A 21,612-nucleotide genomic window follows, 5' to 3' on the forward strand; every position below is an offset into this window, starting at 1 on the left:
AAAAACAGGCGTAAAAATTTCGTTCAGGGAGCGAAAAACGACTTTGCAGCCCCTCTCGCAATACCTGCGCATTCGACTGGTATCGCGCAGGCGAAATCCCTATAATTGCCGCGTTTGACGCTACGGCGTCGTCCTTCCTTAACATCCAGGTCAATCAGGTCGCTAAATTTATGACTGATAAGTCTCATCAGTGCGTCATCATAGGCATCGCCGGCGCATCAGCTTCAGGTAAAAGTCTTATTGCCAGTACGCTTTATCGCGAACTGCGCGAACAAGTTGGTGATGAGCATATCGGCGTCATACCCGAAGACTGCTATTACAAAGACCAGTCTCATCTTTCGATGGAAGAGCGCGTTAAAACCAACTATGACCATCCGAACGCGATGGATCACAGCCTGCTGTTCCAGCATCTGGAAGCGCTGAAAAGCGGCCAGGCCATTGAGCTGCCGGTTTACAGCTACGTAGAGCACACCCGCCTCAAGGAGACCGTTCGCATCGAGCCGAAGAAGGTCATTATTCTGGAAGGCATCCTGCTGCTGACCGACGCGCGCCTGCGTGAATCCATGAACTTCTCGATCTTCGTCGATACGCCGCTGGATATCTGCCTGATGCGCCGTATCAAACGCGACGTTAACGAGCGCGGCCGTTCGATGGACTCCGTGATGGCGCAGTATCAAAAAACCGTGCGTCCGATGTTCCTGCAATTTATTGACCCTTCTAAGCAATATGCCGATATTATCGTCCCTCGTGGCGGCAAAAACCGTATTGCCATTGATATCTTAAAAGCGAAAATCAGCCAGTTTTTTGAATAAGCCGTGCGAATTGTGTACCGTTCAGAGATAACCTGGTTTTGCCCTGAGCCTGTCCGGCGTCAGGGCGCGATGCACGAAAGGAGAGAGTGCCATGCGTCTTTGTGACCGCGATATAGAAGCCTGGCTGGATGAAGGCCGCCTGTCTATTACCCCGCGTCCGCCGGTGGAGCGCATTAACGGCGTCACCGTCGACGTGCGTCTGGGCAATAAATTCCGCACCTTCAGCGGCCATACCGCGCCGTTTATCGACCTGAGCGGGCCGAAGGACGAAGTCAGCGCCGCGCTCGACCGCGTGATGAGCGACGAAATTGTGCTTGAAGACGGTGAGGCGTTTTATCTTCATCCCGGCGAACTGGCGCTGGCCGTGACCTTTGAATCGGTCACGCTGCCTGCCGATCTGGTGGGCTGGCTTGACGGGCGCTCCTCGCTGGCGCGCCTGGGGCTGATGGTTCACGTGACCGCGCACCGTATCGATCCGGGCTGGTCAGGACGCATTGTGCTGGAGTTTTTCAACGCCGGTAAACTGCCGCTGGCGCTGCGCCCGGGCATGATGATTGGCGCGCTCAGCTTTGAACCGCTGACCGGCCCGGCGGATCGTCCTTACAACCGCCGCCAGGACGCAAAATACCGCGACCAGCAGGGTGCGGTTGCCAGTCGTATTGATAAAGACTGATTGCTAGTCCATTGAGGATGCCATGAGAAGAGTTCTGACAACGCTGATGATTTTGCTGGTGGTGCTGGTGGCTGGCCTTTCAGCGTTGGTTCTGCTGGTAAACCCAAACGACTTCCGCACCTACATGGTGCGGCAGGTTGAGGCGCGCAGCGGTTACCAACTTAAGCTCGACGGGCCGCTGCGCTGGCACGTTTGGCCCCAGCTCAGCATTCTTTCTGGCCGCATGTCGTTGACCGCGCCTGGGGCGTCTCAGCCGATCGTGGCGGCAGACAACATGCGTCTTGACGTAGCGCTTATCCCGCTCTTTTCCCATCAGCTTCAGGTCAACCAGGTGATGCTGAAAGGGGCGGTGATCCAGCTTACGCCGCAAACGGAAGCCGTTCGCCAGCCGGACGCACCGGTCGCGCCGCGGGAAAATACGCTGCCCGACGTGCCGTCCGACACCGGTTGGTCGTTTGATATCGCGACCCTCAAGGTGGCCGACAGCGTGCTGGTCTTCCAGCACGAAAGCGACGAGCAGGTGACCGTTCGCAATATCAATCTGAAAATGGACCAGGACGCCAACCACGTCGGCACGCTCGATTTTTCTGGCCGGATTAACCGCGACCAGCGCGACCTGACCTTATCTCTGAACGCCAACATCAACGCCTCTGATTATCCGCATCGCCTGATGGCGGACATCCAGCAGATGAACTGGCAGCTGACCGGAACGGACCTGCCAGCCAAGGGCATTACCGGCCAGGGAACGCTTCAGGCCGTGTGGCATGAAGAACAAAAACAGCTGGAGCTGGACACGCTCAATCTGCAGGCCAACGACAGCAGCCTGAAAGGGAAGGCCAGCGTCACGCTCGCCGATAACCCTAAATGGGTCTTCGACCTCCAGTTCGACAAGCTGAACCTGGAGAATCTGCTGCCGCCCGAGCCGGATAGCGCCGCGGCGGGCGACGGCGGGCAGGCGGGGCAAGCCCCGGTGGCGCAGTCGCGTCCGGTGATCTCTTCGAATCTTGACCAGCCTGACTACAACGGGCTGCGCAGCTTTACCGCGGATATTCTGCTGAAAGCCAACAGCGTGCGCTGGCGCGGCATCGACTTCACCGACGTCAGCGGCCAGCTGTTTAACCACGGCGGCCTGCTGGTGATTTCCGAACTGGCGGGCAAAATGGGGGCGGGTAACATCTCGCTGCCCGGCACCCTCGACGTGCGCACCGACACCGCCAGCGCCGAGTTCAAGCCGCGCCTTGAAAACGTAGAGATTGGCACGATCCTCAACGCCTTCAACTATCCGATTGCGCTGACGGGGAAAATGTCGCTGGCGGGTGACTTCTCGGGCACCAAAATCGACGCCGAGGCCTTCCGCCGCAGCTGGCAGGGCCAGGCGCACGTCGCGCTGAAAGATACCCGCATGGAAGGGCTTAATTTCCAGCAGCTGGTGCAGCAGGCGGTAGAGCGCAGCAGCAACGTGAAGGCGCAGGAGAATTACGACAGCGCCACGCGGCTCGACAGCTTCAGCACCGACCTGACGCTGAACAACGGGCAGCTGTCCCTGGACGGTATGCAGGGCACCTCCTCTCTGCTGGCGTTGACCGGTTCAGGCACGATGGATCTGGTGAAAGAGACGGCGGACACCCGCTTTAACGTTCGCGTGCTCTCGGGCTGGGAAGGGGAAAGCGAGCTGATTGATTTCCTCAAGGTCACGCCGGTTCCGCTCACCGTGTACGGTAAATGGCAGGCGCTGAACTACGGCCTGCAGGTCGATCAGATCCTGCGTAAGCATCTGCAGGATGAGGCAAAACGTCGCCTGAACGACTGGGCGGATCGCAACAAGGATTCGCAAAACGGCAAGGACGTGAAGAAGCTGCTGGATAAGCTTTGATAGTGCGGGTGCCGGGTGGGATGTGCGGCCTGATGCCCTCACCCCAGCCCTCTCACACGGGGAGAGGGAGCAAACATTAAAAACGGCAACGGAGTTGCCGTTTTGCTTTTATCTACACCTCATAATCCAGGTCATCCTCGCTGCGCAGCGGGATAAGCTGTACCTTCTGCACGCGGTGGCTTTCAACCTGCAGCGTCTTGATCATGTAATCCCCCACCTGAACCTCTTCGCCCGGCGCGGGAATGCGCTGCAGGTACTCCATCAGCAGCCCGGCGATGGTGTGGTACTCGCGCTTTTCATCAAGCGGCAGCGGGACAAACTGCACCAGATCTTCGAGCGGCATATGGCCGTTTGCCGTCCAGCTGCCGTCGGCGTTCTTCTGGATATCGTGGCGGGCGTCGATCTCATCCACCTCGTTCGGCAGATTCCCGGCGATGGTCTCCATCACGTCGCTGAGCGTTACCAGCCCCTCCACGGAGCCAAATTCATCCACCACAAACGCAAAGTGGGTGCGCGCGTTGCGGAACTGCTCCAGCGCGGAGAGCAGCGGCAGTCCCTCAGGGAACACCAGCGGCTGGCGCACCAGCGCGCGCAGGTTGAGCGGCTCGCCGTGAAGCTGCTGCTGCAGCAGGTCGATCACGTGCACCACGCCCAGCAGCTCCTCCTCCTCTTCACCGCCGGTGACCACCACGCGGGTGTGCTGGTTTTTGTCCAGCAGGGCGCGGACGTGCTCCTCGGGCGCCGTCAGGTCGATATGCTCGATGTCGTGGCGCGAGGTCATGATGCTGCTGACCGAGCGCTGGTTAAGGTTCAGCACGCGCTCAATCATTCGCCGCTCCTGCGGGTCAAAAATCTGCCCGTCGCTGTGATCGGCAAGCATCGCCGAGGACTCCGCATCCAGCTCGGCGTCCTCCTTTTTCCCGCTCAGCAGGCGCAGCACCGTGTCGGCGGTGCGCTGGCGCAGGGTCTGGTTGGCGGAAAGGAAGCGGCGGCGGTTGAATATCGCCAGCTGGTTTAGCGCCTCGATAATCACCGAGAAGCCAATCGCCGCGTACAGATAGCCTTTCGGGATATAGAAGCCGAACCCGTCGGCCACCAGGCTAAAGCCGATCATCAACAGGAAGCTCAGGCAGAGGATGACGATGGTCGGGTGGCTGTTCACGAAGCGCGTCAGCGCTTTGCTGGCCATCACCATCAGCGTGATGGCGATAATCACGGCGGCCATCATCACCGCGAGATGGTCCACCATCCCGACGGCGGTGATCACCGAGTCGAGCGAGAACACGGCGTCCAGCACCACGATCTGCGCCACCACCGGCCAGAATTTTGCGCCCCGGCGCTGGGTCGGGCTTTCGCTGTCCTTGCCCTCCAGCCGCTCGTTGAGCTCCACCGTGGCTTTGAACAGCAGGAACAGCCCGCCGAACAGCATGATCAGATCCCGGGCGCTAAAGCTCAGGCTATATACGGTAAAGAGGGGTTTCGTTAGCGTCACCAGCCAGGAGATCGACGCCAGCAGCAGCAGGCGCATCACCATCGCCAGCAGCAGGCCGGTGACGCGCGCGCGGTCGCGCTGCGAAGGGGGCAGCTTTTCCGCCAGGATAGCGATAAACACCAGGTTATCGATACCGAGGACTAATTCGAGAACCACCAGCGTAACCAGCCCGGCCCAGATTGATGGATCGGCAATCCATTCCATAGTAATAGCAATACCTTCTGTTATATGACCAATGTCACACTTCGATCATGGATAATATGCGGGAAAAATGCAATGCCATGCTGAGATTTCTCTTAATACTGCCGGGATATAAGATCGCCAAATAATGCGTCTGTAAATAAGCCAGTTGCGCAGAATATATTACATAGTCCCGTATTTAGGAAATATCGCAGGTAAGGGCTTTTAATAATATTTTGTCAATATAAAGAAAATCCTAAAACCGTAAAAACTTGCGCTTAATATTATTCTTAAAAACCAATATTAGGACGGTTGTCTCCTTGCCTGCTATTAGGTTAGCTGCAACAATTCTTCCAGCATCAAATGTTAAATTTCCGAGTTGCTATTATTGTTTCGGTCTGACGAGAAGGTTATTCATTTTCAGCCGACGGCAAACGTCGCTGAACAATTTTTCAAAAGACCTCATCCGAGAGGGAGTTTATCCATAACACATTGTTTAGTCAGTGGATTGGTAACTGAAAGCCAAGGGCGGTAGCGTGCCCGAAAGCGTGTGAGTCAGCCTCAATTATTCTGTCAATAGCCAATGGATGAATAAGCTTTTTTTAGGACTGATGCCAGTTATATTTCTTTCACGTTAACTGCATTCTGAATGACATAACGATCCGCGCTTATTTAATTTGCACAGGATAATTACTCTGCCAAAGTGATAAATAATCAATGATGAAATCCAAAATGAAATTGATGCCATTATTGGTGTCTGTGACCTTGATGAGTGGTTGCACGGTGTTTCCCGGCAGCAATATGTCGACGATGGGAAAGGATGTGATTAAACAGCAGGATGCTGATTTCGACCTCGACAAAATGGTGAATGTTTATCCATTAACCCCGCGTCTGGTAGAACAATTACGCCCGCGTCCAAACGTTGCGCAGCCGAATATGTCCCTCGACCAGGAAATCGCCGCCTACCAGTATCGCGTCGGGCCGGGCGACGTCATTAACGTCACCGTCTGGGACCACCCGGAGCTCACCACGCCAGCGGGCCAGTACCGCAGCTCAAGCGACACCGGTAACTGGGTGCAGTCTGACGGGACGATGTTCTACCCGTACATTGGCAAAGTGCACGTGGCAGGTAAAACGCTTGCCGAGATCCGTAGTGATATTACCGGCCGCTTAGCGCAGTACATCGCCGACCCGCAGGTAGACGTTAATATCGCCGCGTTCCGCTCGCAGAAAGCCTACATTTCCGGCCAGGTGAACAAGTCCGGCCAGCAGGCCATCACCAACGTGCCGCTGACCGTGCTGGACGCCATTAACTCCGCCGGTGGCCTGACCGACGGCGCCGACTGGCGCAACGTGGTGCTGACGCACAACGGCAAAGAGCAGCGCATCTCGCTGCAGGCGCTGATGCAAAACGGCGATCTGACGCAAAACCGCCTGCTGTATCCGGGCGACATTCTCTACGTGCCGCGTAACGACGACCTGAAAGTGTTCGTGATGGGCGAAGTGAAGAAGCAGAGCACGCTCAAGATGGACTTCAGCGGCATGACCCTGACCGAAGCGCTGGGCAATGCGGAAGGCATCGACCTGACCTCCTCCAACGCCAGTGGCATCTTCGTGATCCGCCCGCTGAAGGACGACGCCAGCAGCAAAGGCAAGATTGCCAACATTTACCAGCTCGATATGTCCGACGCCACCTCGCTGGTGATGGCAACCTCGTTCCGCCTCCAGCCTTACGACGTGGTGTACGTCACTACCGCGCCGGTTGCCCGCTGGAACCGCCTGATCAACCAGTTGCTGCCAACCATCAGTGGCGTTCGCTACATGACGGATACGGCGCGCGACATTCACACCTGGTAAGCCGCGATGTTTAACAAAATTTTGGTGGTATGCGTGGGGAACATTTGCCGTTCCCCAACGGCTGAACGTCTGCTGAAGCAGTACCAGCCTGCGTTAACGGTCGACTCCGCGGGGCTGGGCGCGCTGGTCGGCAAAGGGGCCGACGAACGCGCCTCACACGTCGCGCTGGATCATCACCTCTCCCTCGACGGGCACGTTGCCCGCCAGGTCACCGGCCGGATGTGTCGGGAATATGACCTGATCCTCGCGATGGAAAAACGCCACATTCACGCGCTCTGCGATATCGCACCCGAGATGCGCGGCAAGGTGATGCTGTTTGGCCACTGGGACGGCGAGCGCGAAATTCCCGATCCGTATCGCAAGAGCCGCGAGGCGTTTGAGGCGGTATACACCTTACTTGACCAGTCTGCCCAACAGTGGGCGCAGGCACTGAAAGCTCAGCAGGGATAACAATGACAGAAAAAACAAAACCTTCTGCCGCCCCGACGTCGGGCAGTGATGAAATCGACATTGGCCGCCTGGTCGGCACCGTGGTCGAAGCGAAGTGGTGGGTGCTTGGGATCACCGCCGTGTTTGCCGCCGCGGCGGTGGTCTATACGCTTTTCGCCACCCCGATCTACAGCGCCGACGCGCTGGTGCAAATCGAACAAAACACCGGCAACTCGCTGGTGCAGGACATTGGCTCCGCGCTGGCGAACAAGCCGCCCGCGTCGGACGCTGAGATTCAGCTGATCCAGTCGCGCCTGGTGCTGGGTAAAACGGTTCACGATCTGGGGCTGGATATCTCCGTCACTAAAAACACCTTCCCGATCTTCGGCGCGGGCTGGGACAGGCTCATGGGCCGCAGCAACGACACGGTCAAAGTGAGCGACTTCGTGCTGCCGAAAGGGGCAGGGGACCAGACCTTCACCCTCACCGTGCTGGGGCCAAGCCAGTACCAGCTGACCAGCGACGCGGGCTTTAGCGCGCGCGGTGAGGTCGGGCAGATGCTCACCAAGGACGGCGTGAGCATGCGGGTCAGCGCCATCCACGCGCAGGAGGGCGGCGAGTTTACCGTCACCAAATTCTCCACGCTCGGGATGATCAATAACCTGCAAAACAACCTGACCGTGACGGAAAACGGCAAAGATACCGGCGTGCTGAGTATGACCTTTACCGGGGAAGATAAGGATCAGATCCGCGACATCCTCAACAGCATCACCCGCAACTACCTCGAGCAGAACGTTGAGCGCAAGTCGGCCGAAGCCGCGAAAAGCCTGGCCTTCCTCGGCAAGCAGCTCCCGGAAGTGCGCGCCCGCCTGGACGACGCCGAAAACAAGCTGAACGCCTACCGTCAGGATAAAGACTCCGTCGACCTGCCGCTGGAAGCGAAGTCCGTTCTCGACTCGATGGTCAACATTGACGCCCAACTGAACGAGCTGACCTTTAAGGAAGCGGAGATCTCCAAGCTTTATACCAAGCGCCACCCGGCCTACCGGACGCTGCTGGAAAAACGCCGCACGCTGGAAGAAGAGAAATCAAAGCTTAACAACCGCGTGACCGCCATGCCGAAAACGCAGCAGGAGATCGTTCGCCTGACGCGCGACGTGGAGTCCGGCCAGCAGGTTTACATGCAGCTGCTGAACAAGCAGCAGGAGTTGAAGATCACCGAGGCCAGCACCGTTGGCGACGTGCGCATCGTCGACCCGGCCATCACCCAACCCGGCGTGCTGAAGCCGAAGAAGGCGCTGATTATTTTCGGCAGCATTATTCTCGGCCTGATGCTCTCCATCGTCGGCGTGCTGCTGCGCTCCCTGTTCAACCGCGGTATCGAAAGCCCGCAGGTGCTGGAAGAGAACGGCATCAGCGTGTACGCCAGCATTCCGCTGTCCGAGTGGCAGAAGTCGCGCGATAGCGTGAAGACCGTGAAGGGCGTCAAGCGCTACAAGCAGAGCCAGCTCCTTGCCGTGGGCAACCCGACCGACCTGGCGATTGAGGCGGTGCGCAGCCTGCGTACCAGCCTGCACTTCGCCATGATGCAGGCCAAAAATAACGTGCTGATGATGACCGGCGTCAGCCCGTCGATTGGTAAAACCTTCGTCTGCGCCAACCTGGCGGCGGTGGTGAGCCAGACCAACAAGCGCGTGCTGCTGATCGACTGCGATATGCGTAAGGGCTATACCCACGAGCTGCTGGGCACCAACAACGTTAACGGCCTGTCGGAAATCCTGCTCGGCAAAGGGGAAATCAGCGAAAGCGCCAAGCCGACCTCGATTCCTAAGTTCGACCTAATCCCGCGCGGCCAGGTGCCGCCGAACCCGTCCGAGCTGCTGATGAGCGAGCGCTTCACGCAGCTGATTGAGTGGGCGAGCAAACATTATGACCTGGTGCTGATCGATACCCCACCAATCCTGGCCGTGACCGATGCCGCCGTCGTGGGCCGTCATGCGGGCACCACGCTGATGGTGGCGCGCTATGCGGTGAACACCCTGAAGGAAGTGGAGACCAGCCTCAGCCGCTTCGAGCAAAACGGCATCGAGGTGAAAGGGGTGATCCTGAACTCCATCTTCCGCCGCGCGACCGGGTATCAGGATTACGGGTATTACGAGTACGAATATAAGTCTGACAGCAAATAACAAAATACCCCACACCCCTCACCCTAACCCTCTCCCCTGAGGGGAGAGGGGACTGCCAGGTGCGGTCTTTCTCCCTCTCCCCTTTGGGGAGAGGGGACTGCTCGGTGCGGTCTTTCTCCCTCTCCCCTCTGGGGAGAGGGCCGGGGTGAGGGGTGGGGAGTAGGGGGAATTTATGAACACACAACGCCCTTTAATTTCGATCTACATGCCGACATGGAACCGTCAGCAGCTGGCGATCCGCGCTATCAAGTCGGTGCTGCGTCAGGATTACGATAACTGGGAGCTGATTATCGTCGACGACTGTTCATCGTCCTTCGAACAGCTGCAACAATTCGTCGCCGACCTCAACGACCCGCGCGTGATGTATACGCACAACGCCATTAACTCCGGCGCGTGCGCGGTGCGCAACCAGGCGATTATGCAGGCGAAGGGCCAGTACCTGACCGGCATCGACGATGACGACGAATGGACGCCAAACCGCCTGTCGATCTTCCTGTCGCACAAGGCGCAGCTGGTGACGCACGCGTTTTTATACGCCAACGACTACGTCTGCCAGGGCGAGGTGTATTCCCAGCCGGCGACCCTGCCGCTGTATCCGAAATCGCCGTACTCCCGCCGCCTGTTCTACAAGCGCAACATTATTGGCAATCAGGCCTTTACCTGGGCGTGGCGGTTTAAGGAGTGCCTGTTCGATACCGAGCTGAAGGCGGCGCAGGATTATGACATCTTCCTGCGCATGGTGGTGGAGTACGGCGAGCCGTGGAAGGTGGAGGAAGCCACGCAGATCCTGCACATCAACCACGGCGAAATGCAGATCACCTCGTCGCCGAAAAAGTTCTCCGGCTACTTCCACTTTTACCGCAAGCACAAGGACAAGTTCGACCGCGCCAGCCGTAAATATCAGCTGTTTACCCTCTACCAGATCCGCAACAAGCGCATGAACTGGCGCACGCTGCTGACGCTGTTTTCCGTGCGCAACGGCAAGCGTCTGGCCGACGGGCTTCGGGGGAAATAATGTTTCTGGAAGATTGCCGCGCCAATAGCTGGAGCCTGCGCCCGTGCTGCATGGTTCTGGCCTACCGCATCGCGCACTTTTGCTCCGTATGGCGCAAGAAAAACGTGCTGAACAACATTTGGGCCGCGCCGGTGCTGGTGCTGTACCGCATCGTCACCGAGTGCATTTTGGGCTATGAGATTCAGGCCGCCGCCACCATCGGCCGCCGCTTCACCATTCACCACGGCTATGCCGTCGTCATCAACAAGTTTGTCGTCGCGGGGGATGACTTCACCATTCGCCACGCCGTGACCATCGGCAACCGCGGGCCGGACAGCCTGGCCTGTCCGGTGATTGGCAACAACGTCGAGCTGGGGGCGAACGTGGTGATGATTGGCGACATCGCGATCGGCAATAACGTGACGATTGGCGCAGGCAGCGTGGTGCTGGACAGCGTTCCCGACAACGCGCTGGTGGTGGGCGAGAAGGCCCGCGTGAAGGTGATTAAATGAACATTCTGCAATTTAACGTCCGCCTCGCAGAAGGCGGTGCGGCAGGCGTGGCGCTGGATCTCCACCAGCGCGCGCTGCAAAAGGGACTTCAGTCGCGCTTTGTCTACGGCTACGGCAAGGGCGGCAGGAAAAGCGTCAGCCACGACAGCTATCCGCACGTCGTAAAGCAGACGCCGCGCCTGACCTCAATGGCTAACATTGCCCTGTTTCGCCTGTTCAACCGCGATCTGTTTGGCAACCTCAACAACCTTTACCGCACCGTCACCCGCACCAGCGGCCCGGTCGTGCTGCACTTCCACGTGCTGCACAGCTACTGGCTGAATCTGGAGGAGGTGGTGTCGTTCTGCGAAAACGTGCTGGCGCACAAGCCGGATACCCGCTTCGTCTGGACGCTGCACGACCACTGGAGCGTGACCGGGCGCTGCGCCTTTACCGACGGCTGCGAAGGCTGGAAAGATAACTGCCGGAAATGCCCGACGCTCAGCAACTATCCGCCGGTGAAGGTGGATCGCGCCCATCAGCTGGTGGCCGGCAAGCGCCAGCTGTTCCGCGAGATGCTTTCGCTCGGCTGCACCTTTATCTCTCCGAGCCAGCACGTGGCGGACGCCTTCAACAGCCTGTACGGGGCAGGGCGCTGCAAAATCATCAATAACGGCATCGACGTGGCGACGGAAGAGATTCTGGCGGAGCTCACGCCGGTGGCGCAGACCGCGGGCAGGCCTAAAATCGCCGTGGTGGCGCACGACCTGCGCTACGACGGTAAAACCAACCAGCAGCTGGTGCGCGACATCATGGCGCTGGGTGACAAGGTTGAGCTGCACACCTTCGGCAAATTTTCGCCGTTCGACGGGGCCAACGTGGTGAACCACGGGTTTGAAACCGACAAGCGCAAGCTGATGAGCGCCCTTAACGAAATGGACGCGCTGGTGTTCAGCTCGCGCGTGGACAACTACCCGCTCATCCTCTGCGAAGCGCTCTCCATCGGCGTGCCGGTGATTGCGACCCACAGCGACGCGGCGCGCGAGGTGCTGGAAAAATCGGGCGGTAAAACCTTCGCGGAAAACGAGGTGCTGCCGCTGGTGCAGATGCCGAAGGCGCAGATTGCTGAGATCGTTTTTGGCACTGACCTGGAATCGTTCCGCAACCGCAGCCGCAAGGCCTACAGTGGACAACAGATGCTGGAGGAGTATGTCTCGTTCTATCAGAATCTGTAGCTATCTGCTGCTGCCGCTGATCTACCTGCTGGTCAACGTCAAAATTGCCCAGCTGGGGGAAAGCTTCCCGATTACCATCGTGACCTTCCTGCCGGTGCTGCTTTTACTCTACGTTGAGAAAATCAGCCTCAAGAAGCTGATGATCGCGCTGGGGCTGGGGTTTGGCCTGACGGCGTTTAACTACGTCTTTGGCCAGTCGCTGGATGCCAGCAAGTACGTCACCTCCACCATGCTGTTCGTCTATATCGTGATTATTATCGGCATGGTGTGGAGTATTCGCTTTAAAACTATTTCTCCGCACAATTATCGGAAAATCCTCAGGTTCTTTTATATTGTGGTCGGGCTAATAGTTATGCTTGCCGCCATGGAGATGGCGCAAATTATTTTGACCGGCGGCAGCAGCCTGATGGAAATAATTTCGAAATATCTTATATACAGTAACAGCTATGTACTGAACTTCATTAAGTTTGGCGGGAAGCGTACCACGGCGCTTTATTTTGAACCGGCGTTCTTCGCTCTGGCGTTAATCTCAATTTGGCTCAGCATCAAACAGTTTGGTATCAAAACCCCTAAGACCGATGCTATGATTCTTGCAGGAATTGTTCTGTCAGGATCGTTCTCCGGGGTAATGACATTTATCCTGTTTTACCTGCTGGAGTGGGCCTTTCAGTACCTTAACAAAGACGCGATTAAGAAAAAGCTGCCGCTGGCGATTATCTCCCTGACGGTATTTTTAGTTGGCGTGATATTTGCCTTCCCGTACATCTCAGAACGTCTGGGTGATTTGGGAACGGAAGGGTCATCATCTTATTATCGCATCATCGGTCCGCTGGTGATGGTGGGTTATTCCTTAACCCATATTGATGGCGTAGTAAGATTCGGCTCACTTTACGAATATGTTGCATCATTCGGAATCTTTAACGGTGCGGACGTCGGAAAAACCATAGACAATGGTCTGTATCTGCTGATTATTTATTTTTCGTGGTTCGCGGTACTGTTGACGATCTGGTATTTGTTTAAAGTTTTCAAAATGATGATTAACGCGTTTGGTGATAACCAAAACTTCCGCGTGCAGCTTTATCTTTTTACGCCGGTGTCGCTGTTTTTTACCGGGTCAATATTTAGCCCGGAATATGCATTCTTAATTGTCTGTCCGTTTATTTTGCGCAAGGCGCTCAATATTACGCGCGTATGACGAAATGAGGTGATTTATGTTTCTTAGCGTGGTTACCGTCGCCTTTCGCAACTACGAAGGCGTGGTAAAAACCTGGCGATCCCTGCGCAACCTGGCGCGCGACCCGAGCATCACCTTTGAGTGGATCGTGGTCGACGGCGGCTCGAACGACGGCACCGCGGAGTTTCTGGAAAAACTCAACGGGGAGTTCAACTTACGCTACGTCAGCGAGAAGGATAAAGGCATCTACGATGCCATGAATAAGGGCATTGCCATGGCGCAGGGGCGCTATGCCATCTTCCTTAACTCGGGCGATGTGTTCCATGAAGATGTCGCGCTGTTTGTTCGCCAGCTGGCCCGCGAGAAAAAAGAGGCGCTCTATATTGGCGATGCGCTGCTCGATTTTGGCGACGGTAATAAGGTGCTGCGGAGCGCAAAGCCGGGCTGGTATATCTATCACAGCCTGCCGGCGAGCCATCAGGCCATTTTCTTTCCGGTAAACGGTCTGAAAAAACATCCTTACGATTTGCAGTATAAAGTCTCTTCCGATTATGCGCTGACCGCCAGCCTGTACAAGGCGGGCTATCCGTTCCGTCGAATTAAAGGGCTGGTGTCCGAATTTTCAATGGGCGGCGTGTCAACCTCGAATAATCTGGAGCTGTGCCAGGACGCAAAAAACGTGCAGCGTAAAATACTGCGCGTGCCGGGATTATGGGCGGCGCTCTCTTATTACTTACGCCTGAAAACAACGGGTAAAGCGAAAGCCTTATATAACAAAGCCTGAGATATAAGGAAACGTAATGCAGGAATTAAACGGATTCTCCGTGCCGAAAGGTTTTCGCGGCGCGGGCGGAATTAAGGTGCAGCTGTGGTGGGCGGTTCAGGCAACGTTATTTGCCTGGTCGCCGCAGATACTGTACCGCTGGCGCGCATTTTTACTGCGCCTGTTTGGCGCAAAAATAGGAAAAAACGTAGTCATTCGCCCGTCGGTAAAAATTACCTACCCGTGGAAATTAACCCTCGGGGATTATGCCTGGGTAGGCGATGACGCGGTGTTATATACCCTTGGCGAGATTACGATTGGCGCAAATTCGGTGGTGTCACAGAAGTGTTATTTGTGTACCGGCAGCCACGACTTTATGAGCCCGCATTTTGATATTACCGCCGCGCCTGTTGTGATTGGCGAAAAATGCTGGCTGGCAACGGATGTGTTTGTGGCACCCGGAATTTCTGTTGGCGACGGCACGGTTATTGGTGCCCGCAGCAGCGTTTTTAAATCGCTACCGGCAAATAAAGTTTGCCGTGGCAACCCCGCAGTGGTGATACGCGAACGCGTTGAAACTGAAAAACTTTGATAAGTACAGAGGAATATAAACATGTCTAAAGTCGCTCTCATCACCGGCGTTACCGGGCAGGATGGTTCTTACCTGGCAGAACTGCTGCTGGAAAAAGGGTATGAAGTTCACGGTATTAAGCGCCGTGCGTCTTCATTCAACACCGAGCGCGTGGATCACATCTATCAGGATCCGCACGCGGCCAACCCGAAATTCCACCTGCACTACGGCGACCTGACCGATACCTCCAACCTGACCCGCATCCTGCAGGAAGTGCAGCCGGATGAAGTGTACAACCTGGGCGCGATGAGCCACGTAGCCGTCTCCTTCGAATCCCCGGAATACACCGCAGACGTTGACGCGATGGGCACGCTGCGCCTGCTGGAAGCGATTCGCTTCCTCGGCCTCGAGAAGAAAACCCGCTTCTACCAGGCGTCCACCTCCGAGCTGTACGGCCTGGTGCAGGAAATCCCGCAGAAAGAGACCACGCCGTTCTACCCGCGCTCTCCGTACGCGGTTGCCAAACTGTACGCCTACTGGATCACCGTCAACTATCGCGAATCCTACGGCATGTACGCCTGTAACGGCATCCTGTTCAACCACGAATCCCCGCGCCGCGGCGAAACCTTCGTCACCCGCAAAATCACCCGCGCGATCGCCAACATCGCTCAGGGCCTGGAGTCCTGCCTGCACCTCGGCAACATGGATTCCCTGCGCGACTGGGGCCATGCGAAAGACTACGTGAAAATGCAGTGGATGATGCTGCAGCAGGAAAAGCCGGAAGACTTCGTGATCGCCACCGGCGTGCAGTACTCCGTGCGCCAGTTCGTGGAAATGGCCGCGGCGCAGCTGGGCATCAAGCTGCGCTTTGAAGGTACCGGCGTGGATGAGAAAGGCATCGTGGTATCCGTGACCGGCCACGACGCGCCGGGCGTGAAGCCGGGCGACGTGATCGTTCAGGTTGACCCGCGCTACTTCCGTCCTGCCGAAGTGGAAACCCTGCTGGGCGACCCAACCAAAGCGCACGAGGTTCTGGGCTGGAAGCCAGAGACCACGCTGCAGGAGATGGTTTCCGAGATGGTAGCTAAAGATCTCGAAGCGGCGAAAAAACACTCCCTGCTGAAGTCCCATGGCTACGAGGTTGCCATCGCGCTGGAGTCCTGAGAATGAACAAACAACGTATTTTTGTTGCCGGCCACCGCGGCATGGTGGGCTCGGCGATTGTGCGCCAGCTGGAGCAGCGCGGCGACGTCGAGGTGATTGTTCGCACGCGCGACGAGCTGAACCTGCTCGACGGCAAAGCGGTGCAGGACTTTTTTGCCAACGAACGCATCGACCAGGTGTATCTGGCGGCGGCGAAGGTGGGCGGCATTGTCGCCAACAACACCTACCCGGCGGATTTCATCTACGAAAACATGATGATCGAGAGCAACATCATTCACGCGGCGCACCTGCACAACGTGAACAAGCTGCTGTTCCTCGGCTCATCCTGCATTTACCCGAAAATGGCGAAGCAGCCGATTGCCGAAAGCGAGCTGCTGCAGGGCACGCTGGAAGCCACCAACGAACCCTACGCGATCGCCAAGATTGCCGGGATCAAGCTGTGCGAGTCCTACAACCGTCAGCACAACCGCGACTATCGCTCGGTGATGCCGACCAACCTGTACGGGCCGCACGACAACTTCCACCCGAGCAACTCGCACGTGATCCCGGCGCTGCTGCGCCGCTTCCACGAGGCGACCGCCGAGAACGCGCCGGACGTGGTGGTGTGGGGCAGCGGCACGCCGATGCGCGAGTTTCTGCATGTGGACGACATGGCTGCGGCCAGCATTCACGTCATGGAGCTGGATCGCGAGGTGTGGCAGGAGAACACCGAGCCGATGCTGTCGCACATCAACGTCGGGACCGGCGTGGACTGCACCATTCGCGAGCTGGCGCAGACCATCGCGCAGGTGGTGGGCTACAAAGGACGCGTGGTGTTTGACGCCACCAAACCGGACGGCACGCCGCGCAAGCTGCTGGACGTGACCCGTCTGCACCAGCTGGGCTGGTATCACGAGGTATCGCTGGAGCAGGGGCTGGCCAGCACCTACCAGTGGTTCCTGGAAAACCAGCACCGCTTCCGGGGGTAACGATGTTTTTAAGTCAGGAAGATTTTGCCACGGTGGTGCGTTCCACTCCGCTCATCTCGATTGATTTGATCGTGGAGAACGAACGCGGCGAGTTCCTGCTGGGAAAACGAACCAACCGTCCCGCACAGGGCTTTTGGTTCGTGCCCGGCGGGCGCGTGCAGAAGGATGAGACGCTGGCAAACGCCTTTGAGCGTCTCACCCTGGCGGAACTAGGCCTGCAATTGCCGATGGCGGCGGGCCAGTTTTACGGGGTCTGGCAGCACTTCTATGACGATAACTTTTCAGGCACCGGGTTCACCACGCACTACGTTGTGCTGGGGTTCCGCCTGAAGGTGACTCAGGCAGACCTGCGTCTGCCTGATGCTCAGCATGACGATTACCGCTGGCTGGCGCCAGAGGTGCTGCTTGCCAGCGACAATGTGCATGACAACAGCCGTGCCTATTTCCTGGCCGATCGCCAGTCCGGAGTGCCGGGCTTATGAAAATTTTAGTGTACGGAATCAACTACTCGCCGGAGCTCACCGGTATCGGCAAATACACCGGCGAGATGGTGGAGTGGATGGCGAGCCAGGGGCACGAGGTGCGGGTCATTACCGCGCCGCCGTACTACCCGGAGTGGAAGGTTGGGGAGCGCTACTCGAGCTGGCGCTACCGCCGCGAGGAGGGGGCTGCGACCGTCTGGCGCTGCCCGCTGTACGTGCCGAAGCAGCCTTCAACGCTCAAGCGGCTGCTGCACCTGGGCAGCTTTGCCCTCAGCAGCTTCTTCCCGCTGATGGCGCAGCGCCGCTGGAAGCCGGACCGCATTATCGGCGTGGTGCCGACGCTGTTCTGCACGCCGGGCATGCGCCTGCTGGGCAAGCTCTCCGGCGCGCGCACCCTGCTGCACATTCAGGATTATGAAGTGGACGCGATGCTCGGCCTGGGCATGGCGGGCAAAGGCAAGGGCGGCAGGGTGGCGAAGCTCGCCAGCGCCTTCGAGCGCAGCGGGCTGCACAACGTCGACTACGTTTCGACCATCTCGCGCTCGATGATGAACAAGGCGCAGGAGAAGGGCGTGGCGGCCCAGAAGGTGATCTTCTTCCCTAACTGGTCCGAAGTGGCGCGCTTTCGCGACGTAACGGAGCAGGACGCTCGCGAACTCCGCGCGCGGCTCGGCCTGCCGGATGAGCACAAAATCATTCTTTACTCCGGCAACATCGGTGAAAAGCAGGGGCTGGAGAGCGTCATCGAGGCGGCGCAGCAGCTGAGCGCACACCCGCTGACTTTTGCGATCGTCGGGCAGGGCGGCGGCAAGGCGCGGCTGGAAAAAATGGCGCGCGAGCGCGGCCTGACCAACGTGAAATTCTTCCCGCTGCAGTCCTATGACGCGCTGCCCGCGCTGCTGAAGATGGGCGACTGCCATCTGGTGGTGCAAAAGCGCGGCGCGGCGGATGCGGTACTGCCGTCCAAGCTGACCAACATTCTGGCCGTGGGCGGTAACGCAGTGATTACGGCAGAACCCGAGACCGAGCTGGGCCAGCTGTGCGACAGCTATCCGGGGATCGCCGTCTGCGTGGAGCCGGAGTCGGTTTCCGCGCTGGTGGCCGGGATCGAACGGGCGCTTGCCATGCCAAAAGAGAACACGGTGGCACGTGAATATGCCGAACGCACCCTCGAGAAAGAGAGCGTGCTGAGCCAATTTATTGCAGATATACGGGGATAAATCATGAGTCAAAGCAAACTGTATCCGGTCGTGATGGCTGGAGGCTCTGGTAGCCGGTTGTGGCCGCTGTCCCGCGTGCTCTATCCAAAACAGTTCCTCTGCCTGAAAGGGGAGCTCACCATGCTGCAAACGACGGTTAACCGTCTGCACGGCGTGGAGTGTGAAAGCCCGGTGGTGATTTGTAACGAACAGCACCGCTTTATCGTTGCCGAGCAGCTGCGCCAGCTGAACAAACTCACAGAAAATATCATTCTGGAGCCTGCCGGACGAAACACCGCCCCGGCCATCGCCCTCGCGGCGCTGGCGGCAAAGCGCAGCAGCCCGGACTGCGATCCGCTGATGCTGGTGCTCGCCGCTGACCACGTGATTCAGCAGGAAGACGCCTTCCGCGACGCGGTGCGCGCGGCCATTCCGTATGCCGAAAACGGCAAGCTGGTCACCTTCGGCATCGTGCCGGATCTCCCGGAAACCGGCTACGGCTACATCCGCCGCGGCGACGTGACGCCGGGCGAGGGCGACAGCGTGGCGTTTGACGTGGCGCAGTTCGTCGAAAAACCGAATCTGGAAACCGCGCAGGCCTACGTTGCCAGCGGAGAATATTACTGGAACAGCGGCATGTTCCTGTTCCGCGCCGGGCGCTACCTCGAGGAGCTGGAGAAATACCGTCCGGATATCCTGCACGCCTGCGAACGCGCGATGAACGTGACCGACCCGGATCTCGACTTTATCCGCGTCGACGAAAAATCCTTCCTCGCCTGCCCGGAGGAGTCCATCGACTACGCCGTGATGGAGCGCACCGCCGACGCGGTGGTGGTGCCGATGGACGCGGGCTGGAGCGACGTCGGCTCGTGGTCATCCCTGTGGGAGATCAGCGCGCATACCCCGGAGGGTAACGTCCACCATGGTGATGTGATCAGCCATAAAACGGAGAACAGCTACGTGTATGCGGAATCCGGGCTGGTGACCACGGTGGGCGTGAAGGATCTGGTGGTGGTGCAGACCAAAGACGCCGTGCTGATTGCCGACCGGAACGCGGTGCAGGACGTGAAGAAAGTGGTGGAGCAGATCAAGGCCGACGGCCGCCACGAGCACCACATTCACCGCGAGGTCTATCGTCCGTGGGGCAAATACGACTCCATCGACGCGGGCGAGCGCTATCAGGTGAAGCGCATCACCGTGAAGCCGGGCGAGGGGCTGTCGGTGCAGATGCACCATCACCGCGCCGAGCACTGGGTGGTGGTGGCCGGGACCGCAAAAGTGACCATCGACGGCGAGGTGAAGCTGCTCGGTGAAAACGAATCTATCTACATTCCGCTGGGGGCGACGCACTGCCTCGAAAACCCGGGGAAAATTCCGCTCGACCTGATTGAGGTGCGATCCGGCTCGTATCTGGAAGAAGACGACATCGTGCGCATCCAGGACCGATACGGCCGCGTGTAGCGCTCTGCATCATGCCCGGTGGCGCTGCGCCTACCGGGCCTACGAATGACAAAAAAATCAATTTGGCTATTTAGTGGCCAGGGCCAACTGTTGCCTGAAAAAGGGGTCATCATGGAAAAATTAACCTGTTTTAAAGCCTACGATATCCGCGGCAAGCTGGGCGAAGAGCTGAACGAAGACATCGCGTGGCGCATCGGCCGCGCGTACGGCGAATATTTAAAGCCAAAAACCATCGTGCTGGGCGGCGACGTGCGTCTGACCAGCGAGTCACTGAAGCTGGCGCTGGCGAAGGGGCTGCAGGACGCGGGCGTGGACGTGCTGGATATCGGCCTGTCCGGCACCGAAGAGATCTACTTTGCCACCTTCCACCTGGGCGTGGACGGCGGTATCGAAGTGACCGCCAGCCACAACCCGATGGACTACAACGGCATGAAGCTGGTGCGCAAGGGCGCGCGTCCGATCAGCGGCGATACCGGCCTGCGCGACGTGCAGCGCCTGGTGGAAGCCAACGACTTCCCGCCGGTGAACGAGGCGAAACGCGGCAGCTACAGGCAGATTAACCTGCAAGACGAGTATATCGACCACCTGCTGGGCTACATCAACGTGGCGAACCTCAAGCCGCTGAAGCTGGTGATCAACTCCGGCAACGGCGCGGCCGGCCCGGTGGTGGACGCCCTGGAAGCGCGCTTTAAGGCGCTGAACGTGCCGGTCACTTTCATCAAAGTACACAACACCCCGGACGGCAACTTCCCGAACGGTATTCCTAACCCGCTGCTGCCCGAGTGCCGCGACGACACCCGTAACGCGGTGATTGAGCACGGCGCGGACATGGGCATCGCCTTTGACGGCGATTTCGACCGCTGCTTCCTGTTCGACGAGAAAGGGCAGTTCATCGAGGGCTACTACATCGTCGGCCTGCTGGCGGAGGCGTTCCTCGAGAAGAACCCGGGCGCGAAGATCATTCACGATCCGCGTCTCTCCTGGAACACCGTTGACGTGGTGAGCGCCGCGGGCGGCGAGCCGGTGATGTCGAAAACCGGCCACGCCTTCATCAAAGAGCGCATGCACGAAGAAGACGCCATCTACGGCGGCGAGATGAGCGCCCACCACTACTTCCGTGACTTTGCCTACTGCGACAGCGGGATGATCCCGTGGCTGCTGGTGACCGAGCTGCTGTGCCTGAAGGGCCAGACCCTGGGCGAACTGGTGCGCGACCGCATGGCGGCGTTCCCGGCGAGCGGTGAAATCAACAGCAAGCTGGCCGCGCCCGCCGAGGCGATTGCCCGCGTGGAGCACCATTTTGCGATCCACGCCCTGGAAATCGACCGCACCGACGGGATCAGCATGTCGTTCCCGCAGTGGCGCTTCAACCTGCGCTCGTCAAACACCGAGCCGGTGGTGCGCCTGAACGTGGAGTCGCGCGCGGATGCGGCGCTGATGGAAGCGCGAACGAAGGACATTCTGGCGCTGTTGAATCAGTAATACGAAAACCTGCCCCTCACCCTAACCCTCTCCCCAAAGGGGAGAGGGAACCTGAACACCCTCTCCCCATTGGGGAGAGGGCAGGGGTGAGGGGGGGGGGAAGTAAAGGAACAACGATAACGAAAA

The 21,612-nt window shown here is 58.3% G+C and carries 19 protein-coding genes; 18 read left to right on the forward strand and 1 reads right to left on the reverse strand.

Annotated elements, in window-relative coordinates; genetic code table 11:
* Positions 1–170 precede the first annotated feature (170 nt).
* The 3 genes from udk (at position 171) to asmA (ending at position 3,358) form a co-directional block, all read left to right on the forward strand.
* Positions 171–812 (forward strand): uridine kinase, encoded by a 642-nt coding sequence (gene udk, locus AB8804_RS19645; RefSeq protein WP_112010440.1) that lies wholly within the window; start codon positions 171–173, stop codon positions 810–812.
* A 91-nt stretch (positions 813–903) separates the two neighbouring features.
* Positions 904–1,485 carry a dCTP deaminase gene (gene dcd / locus AB8804_RS19650; RefSeq protein ID WP_112010441.1) on the forward strand — a complete coding sequence of 194 codons (582 nt, stop codon included), beginning with the start codon at positions 904–906 and terminating at the stop codon, positions 1,483–1,485.
* 22 nt (positions 1,486–1,507) lie between these two features.
* Complete coding sequence (gene asmA / locus AB8804_RS19655; protein WP_371189466.1) at positions 1,508–3,358, forward strand: outer membrane assembly protein AsmA; 1,851 nt, start codon at positions 1,508–1,510, stop codon at positions 3,356–3,358.
* Positions 3,359–3,470: 112 nt separating this feature from the next.
* On the opposite strand, the gene AB8804_RS19660 is transcribed toward asmA, so the two are convergent.
* Positions 3,471–5,054: a TerC family protein gene (locus AB8804_RS19660; RefSeq protein ID WP_371189470.1), complete on the reverse strand. Its 1,584-nt coding sequence runs from the start codon at positions 5,052–5,054 to the stop codon at positions 3,471–3,473.
* A gap of 693 nt (positions 5,055–5,747) precedes the next feature.
* Between AB8804_RS19660 and AB8804_RS19665 the strand changes: the two genes are divergently transcribed.
* The 15 genes from AB8804_RS19665 (at position 5,748) to cpsG (ending at position 21,486) form a co-directional block, all read left to right on the forward strand.
* A complete protein-coding gene (locus AB8804_RS19665; protein ID WP_371189475.1) occupies positions 5,748–6,887 on the forward strand; it encodes a polysaccharide export protein in 1,140 nt (379 codons plus the stop codon).
* A gap of 6 nt (positions 6,888–6,893) precedes the next feature.
* Complete coding sequence (wzb, locus tag AB8804_RS19670; protein ID WP_371189480.1) at positions 6,894–7,337, forward strand: low molecular weight protein-tyrosine-phosphatase Wzb; 444 nt, start codon at positions 6,894–6,896, stop codon at positions 7,335–7,337.
* A gap of 2 nt (positions 7,338–7,339) precedes the next feature.
* On the forward strand, positions 7,340–9,502 hold the full coding sequence (wzc, locus tag AB8804_RS19675; RefSeq protein WP_371189484.1) for a tyrosine-protein kinase Wzc: 2,163 nt from the start codon (positions 7,340–7,342) through the stop codon (positions 9,500–9,502).
* Between the two features lie 172 nt (positions 9,503–9,674).
* Complete coding sequence (gene wcaA, locus AB8804_RS19680; RefSeq protein WP_371189488.1) at positions 9,675–10,517, forward strand: colanic acid biosynthesis glycosyltransferase WcaA; 843 nt, start codon at positions 9,675–9,677, stop codon at positions 10,515–10,517.
* Entirely contained in the window at positions 10,517–11,008 is a 492-nt protein-coding gene (wcaB, locus tag AB8804_RS19685; protein WP_371189493.1) for a colanic acid biosynthesis acetyltransferase WcaB, read from the forward strand. Before wcaA ends, wcaB begins: the two co-directional genes overlap by 1 nt.
* Positions 11,005–12,222 (forward strand): colanic acid biosynthesis glycosyltransferase WcaC, encoded by a 1,218-nt coding sequence (wcaC, locus tag AB8804_RS19690; RefSeq protein ID WP_371189498.1) that lies wholly within the window; start codon positions 11,005–11,007, stop codon positions 12,220–12,222. Before wcaB ends, wcaC begins: the two co-directional genes overlap by 4 nt.
* The gene (gene wcaD, locus AB8804_RS19695; protein ID WP_371189502.1) at positions 12,197–13,417 is read left to right on the forward strand and encodes a colanic acid polymerase WcaD; all 1,221 of its coding nucleotides are present in this window, start codon (positions 12,197–12,199) and stop codon (positions 13,415–13,417) included. The genes wcaC and wcaD overlap by 26 nt, the downstream gene beginning before the upstream one ends.
* Before the next feature lie 16 nt (positions 13,418–13,433).
* Entirely contained in the window at positions 13,434–14,180 is a 747-nt protein-coding gene (gene wcaE, locus AB8804_RS19700) for a colanic acid biosynthesis glycosyltransferase WcaE (RefSeq protein ID WP_371189506.1), read from the forward strand.
* 16 nt (positions 14,181–14,196) lie between these two features.
* Positions 14,197–14,751: a colanic acid biosynthesis acetyltransferase WcaF gene (gene wcaF / locus AB8804_RS19705; protein ID WP_371189511.1), complete on the forward strand. Its 555-nt coding sequence runs from the start codon at positions 14,197–14,199 to the stop codon at positions 14,749–14,751.
* Positions 14,752–14,772: 21 nt separating this feature from the next.
* Positions 14,773–15,894, forward strand: a complete 1,122-nt coding sequence (gene gmd, locus AB8804_RS19710; RefSeq protein ID WP_297121775.1) for a GDP-mannose 4,6-dehydratase — start codon at positions 14,773–14,775, stop codon at positions 15,892–15,894.
* A 2-nt stretch (positions 15,895–15,896) separates the two neighbouring features.
* Positions 15,897–16,862, forward strand: a complete 966-nt coding sequence (locus AB8804_RS19715) for a GDP-L-fucose synthase family protein (RefSeq protein WP_371189517.1) — start codon at positions 15,897–15,899, stop codon at positions 16,860–16,862.
* 2 nt (positions 16,863–16,864) lie between these two features.
* Entirely contained in the window at positions 16,865–17,344 is a 480-nt protein-coding gene (locus AB8804_RS19720) for a GDP-mannose mannosyl hydrolase (RefSeq protein WP_371189519.1), read from the forward strand.
* The gene (wcaI, locus tag AB8804_RS19725; protein WP_371189521.1) at positions 17,341–18,564 is read left to right on the forward strand and encodes a colanic acid biosynthesis fucosyltransferase WcaI; all 1,224 of its coding nucleotides are present in this window, start codon (positions 17,341–17,343) and stop codon (positions 18,562–18,564) included. The genes AB8804_RS19720 and wcaI overlap by 4 nt, the downstream gene beginning before the upstream one ends.
* A 3-nt stretch (positions 18,565–18,567) precedes the next feature.
* Positions 18,568–20,004, forward strand: a complete 1,437-nt coding sequence (cpsB, locus tag AB8804_RS19730) for a mannose-1-phosphate guanyltransferase (RefSeq protein WP_371189523.1) — start codon at positions 18,568–18,570, stop codon at positions 20,002–20,004.
* A gap of 111 nt (positions 20,005–20,115) precedes the next feature.
* The gene (gene cpsG / locus AB8804_RS19735; RefSeq protein ID WP_371189527.1) at positions 20,116–21,486 is read left to right on the forward strand and encodes a colanic acid biosynthesis phosphomannomutase CpsG; all 1,371 of its coding nucleotides are present in this window, start codon (positions 20,116–20,118) and stop codon (positions 21,484–21,486) included.
* Positions 21,487–21,612: the final 126 nt, after the last annotated feature.

Source organism: Enterobacter sp. KBR-315C3_2022 (genome assembly GCF_041399425.1).
In the GTDB taxonomy this organism is placed as follows: domain Bacteria; phylum Pseudomonadota; class Gammaproteobacteria; order Enterobacterales; family Enterobacteriaceae; genus Enterobacter.

Bases quoted from the DNA above. Each gene is read 5' to 3' on its own strand.
- gmd (WP_297121775.1), top strand. From the start codon at position 14,773: ATGTCTAAAGTCGCTCTCATCACCGGCGTTACCGGGCAGGATGGTTCT.
- wcaB (WP_371189493.1), top strand. From the start codon at position 10,517: ATGTTTCTGGAAGATTGCCGCGCCAATAGCTGGAGCCTGCGCCCGTGC.
- wcaF (WP_371189511.1), top strand. From the start codon at position 14,197: ATGCAGGAATTAAACGGATTCTCCGTGCCGAAAGGTTTTCGCGGCGCG.
- dcd (WP_112010441.1), top strand. From the start codon at position 904: ATGCGTCTTTGTGACCGCGATATAGAAGCCTGGCTGGATGAAGGCCGC.
- wcaI (WP_371189521.1), top strand. From the start codon at position 17,341: ATGAAAATTTTAGTGTACGGAATCAACTACTCGCCGGAGCTCACCGGT.
- cpsG (WP_371189527.1), top strand. From the start codon at position 20,116: ATGGAAAAATTAACCTGTTTTAAAGCCTACGATATCCGCGGCAAGCTG.
- wcaA (WP_371189488.1), top strand. From the start codon at position 9,675: ATGAACACACAACGCCCTTTAATTTCGATCTACATGCCGACATGGAAC.
- udk (WP_112010440.1), top strand. From the start codon at position 171: ATGACTGATAAGTCTCATCAGTGCGTCATCATAGGCATCGCCGGCGCA.
- wzb (WP_371189480.1), top strand. From the start codon at position 6,894: ATGTTTAACAAAATTTTGGTGGTATGCGTGGGGAACATTTGCCGTTCC.
- AB8804_RS19715 (WP_371189517.1), top strand. From the start codon at position 15,897: ATGAACAAACAACGTATTTTTGTTGCCGGCCACCGCGGCATGGTGGGC.
- AB8804_RS19720 (WP_371189519.1), top strand. From the start codon at position 16,865: ATGTTTTTAAGTCAGGAAGATTTTGCCACGGTGGTGCGTTCCACTCCG.
- cpsB (WP_371189523.1), top strand. From the start codon at position 18,568: ATGAGTCAAAGCAAACTGTATCCGGTCGTGATGGCTGGAGGCTCTGGT.
- wzc (WP_371189484.1), top strand. From the start codon at position 7,340: ATGACAGAAAAAACAAAACCTTCTGCCGCCCCGACGTCGGGCAGTGAT.
- AB8804_RS19665 (WP_371189475.1), top strand. From the start codon at position 5,748: ATGATGAAATCCAAAATGAAATTGATGCCATTATTGGTGTCTGTGACC.
- wcaD (WP_371189502.1), top strand. From the start codon at position 12,197: ATGTCTCGTTCTATCAGAATCTGTAGCTATCTGCTGCTGCCGCTGATC.
- wcaC (WP_371189498.1), top strand. From the start codon at position 11,005: ATGAACATTCTGCAATTTAACGTCCGCCTCGCAGAAGGCGGTGCGGCA.
- AB8804_RS19660 (WP_371189470.1), bottom strand. From the start codon at position 5,054: ATGGAATGGATTGCCGATCCATCAATCTGGGCCGGGCTGGTTACGCTG.
- wcaE (WP_371189506.1), top strand. From the start codon at position 13,434: ATGTTTCTTAGCGTGGTTACCGTCGCCTTTCGCAACTACGAAGGCGTG.
- asmA (WP_371189466.1), top strand. From the start codon at position 1,508: ATGAGAAGAGTTCTGACAACGCTGATGATTTTGCTGGTGGTGCTGGTG.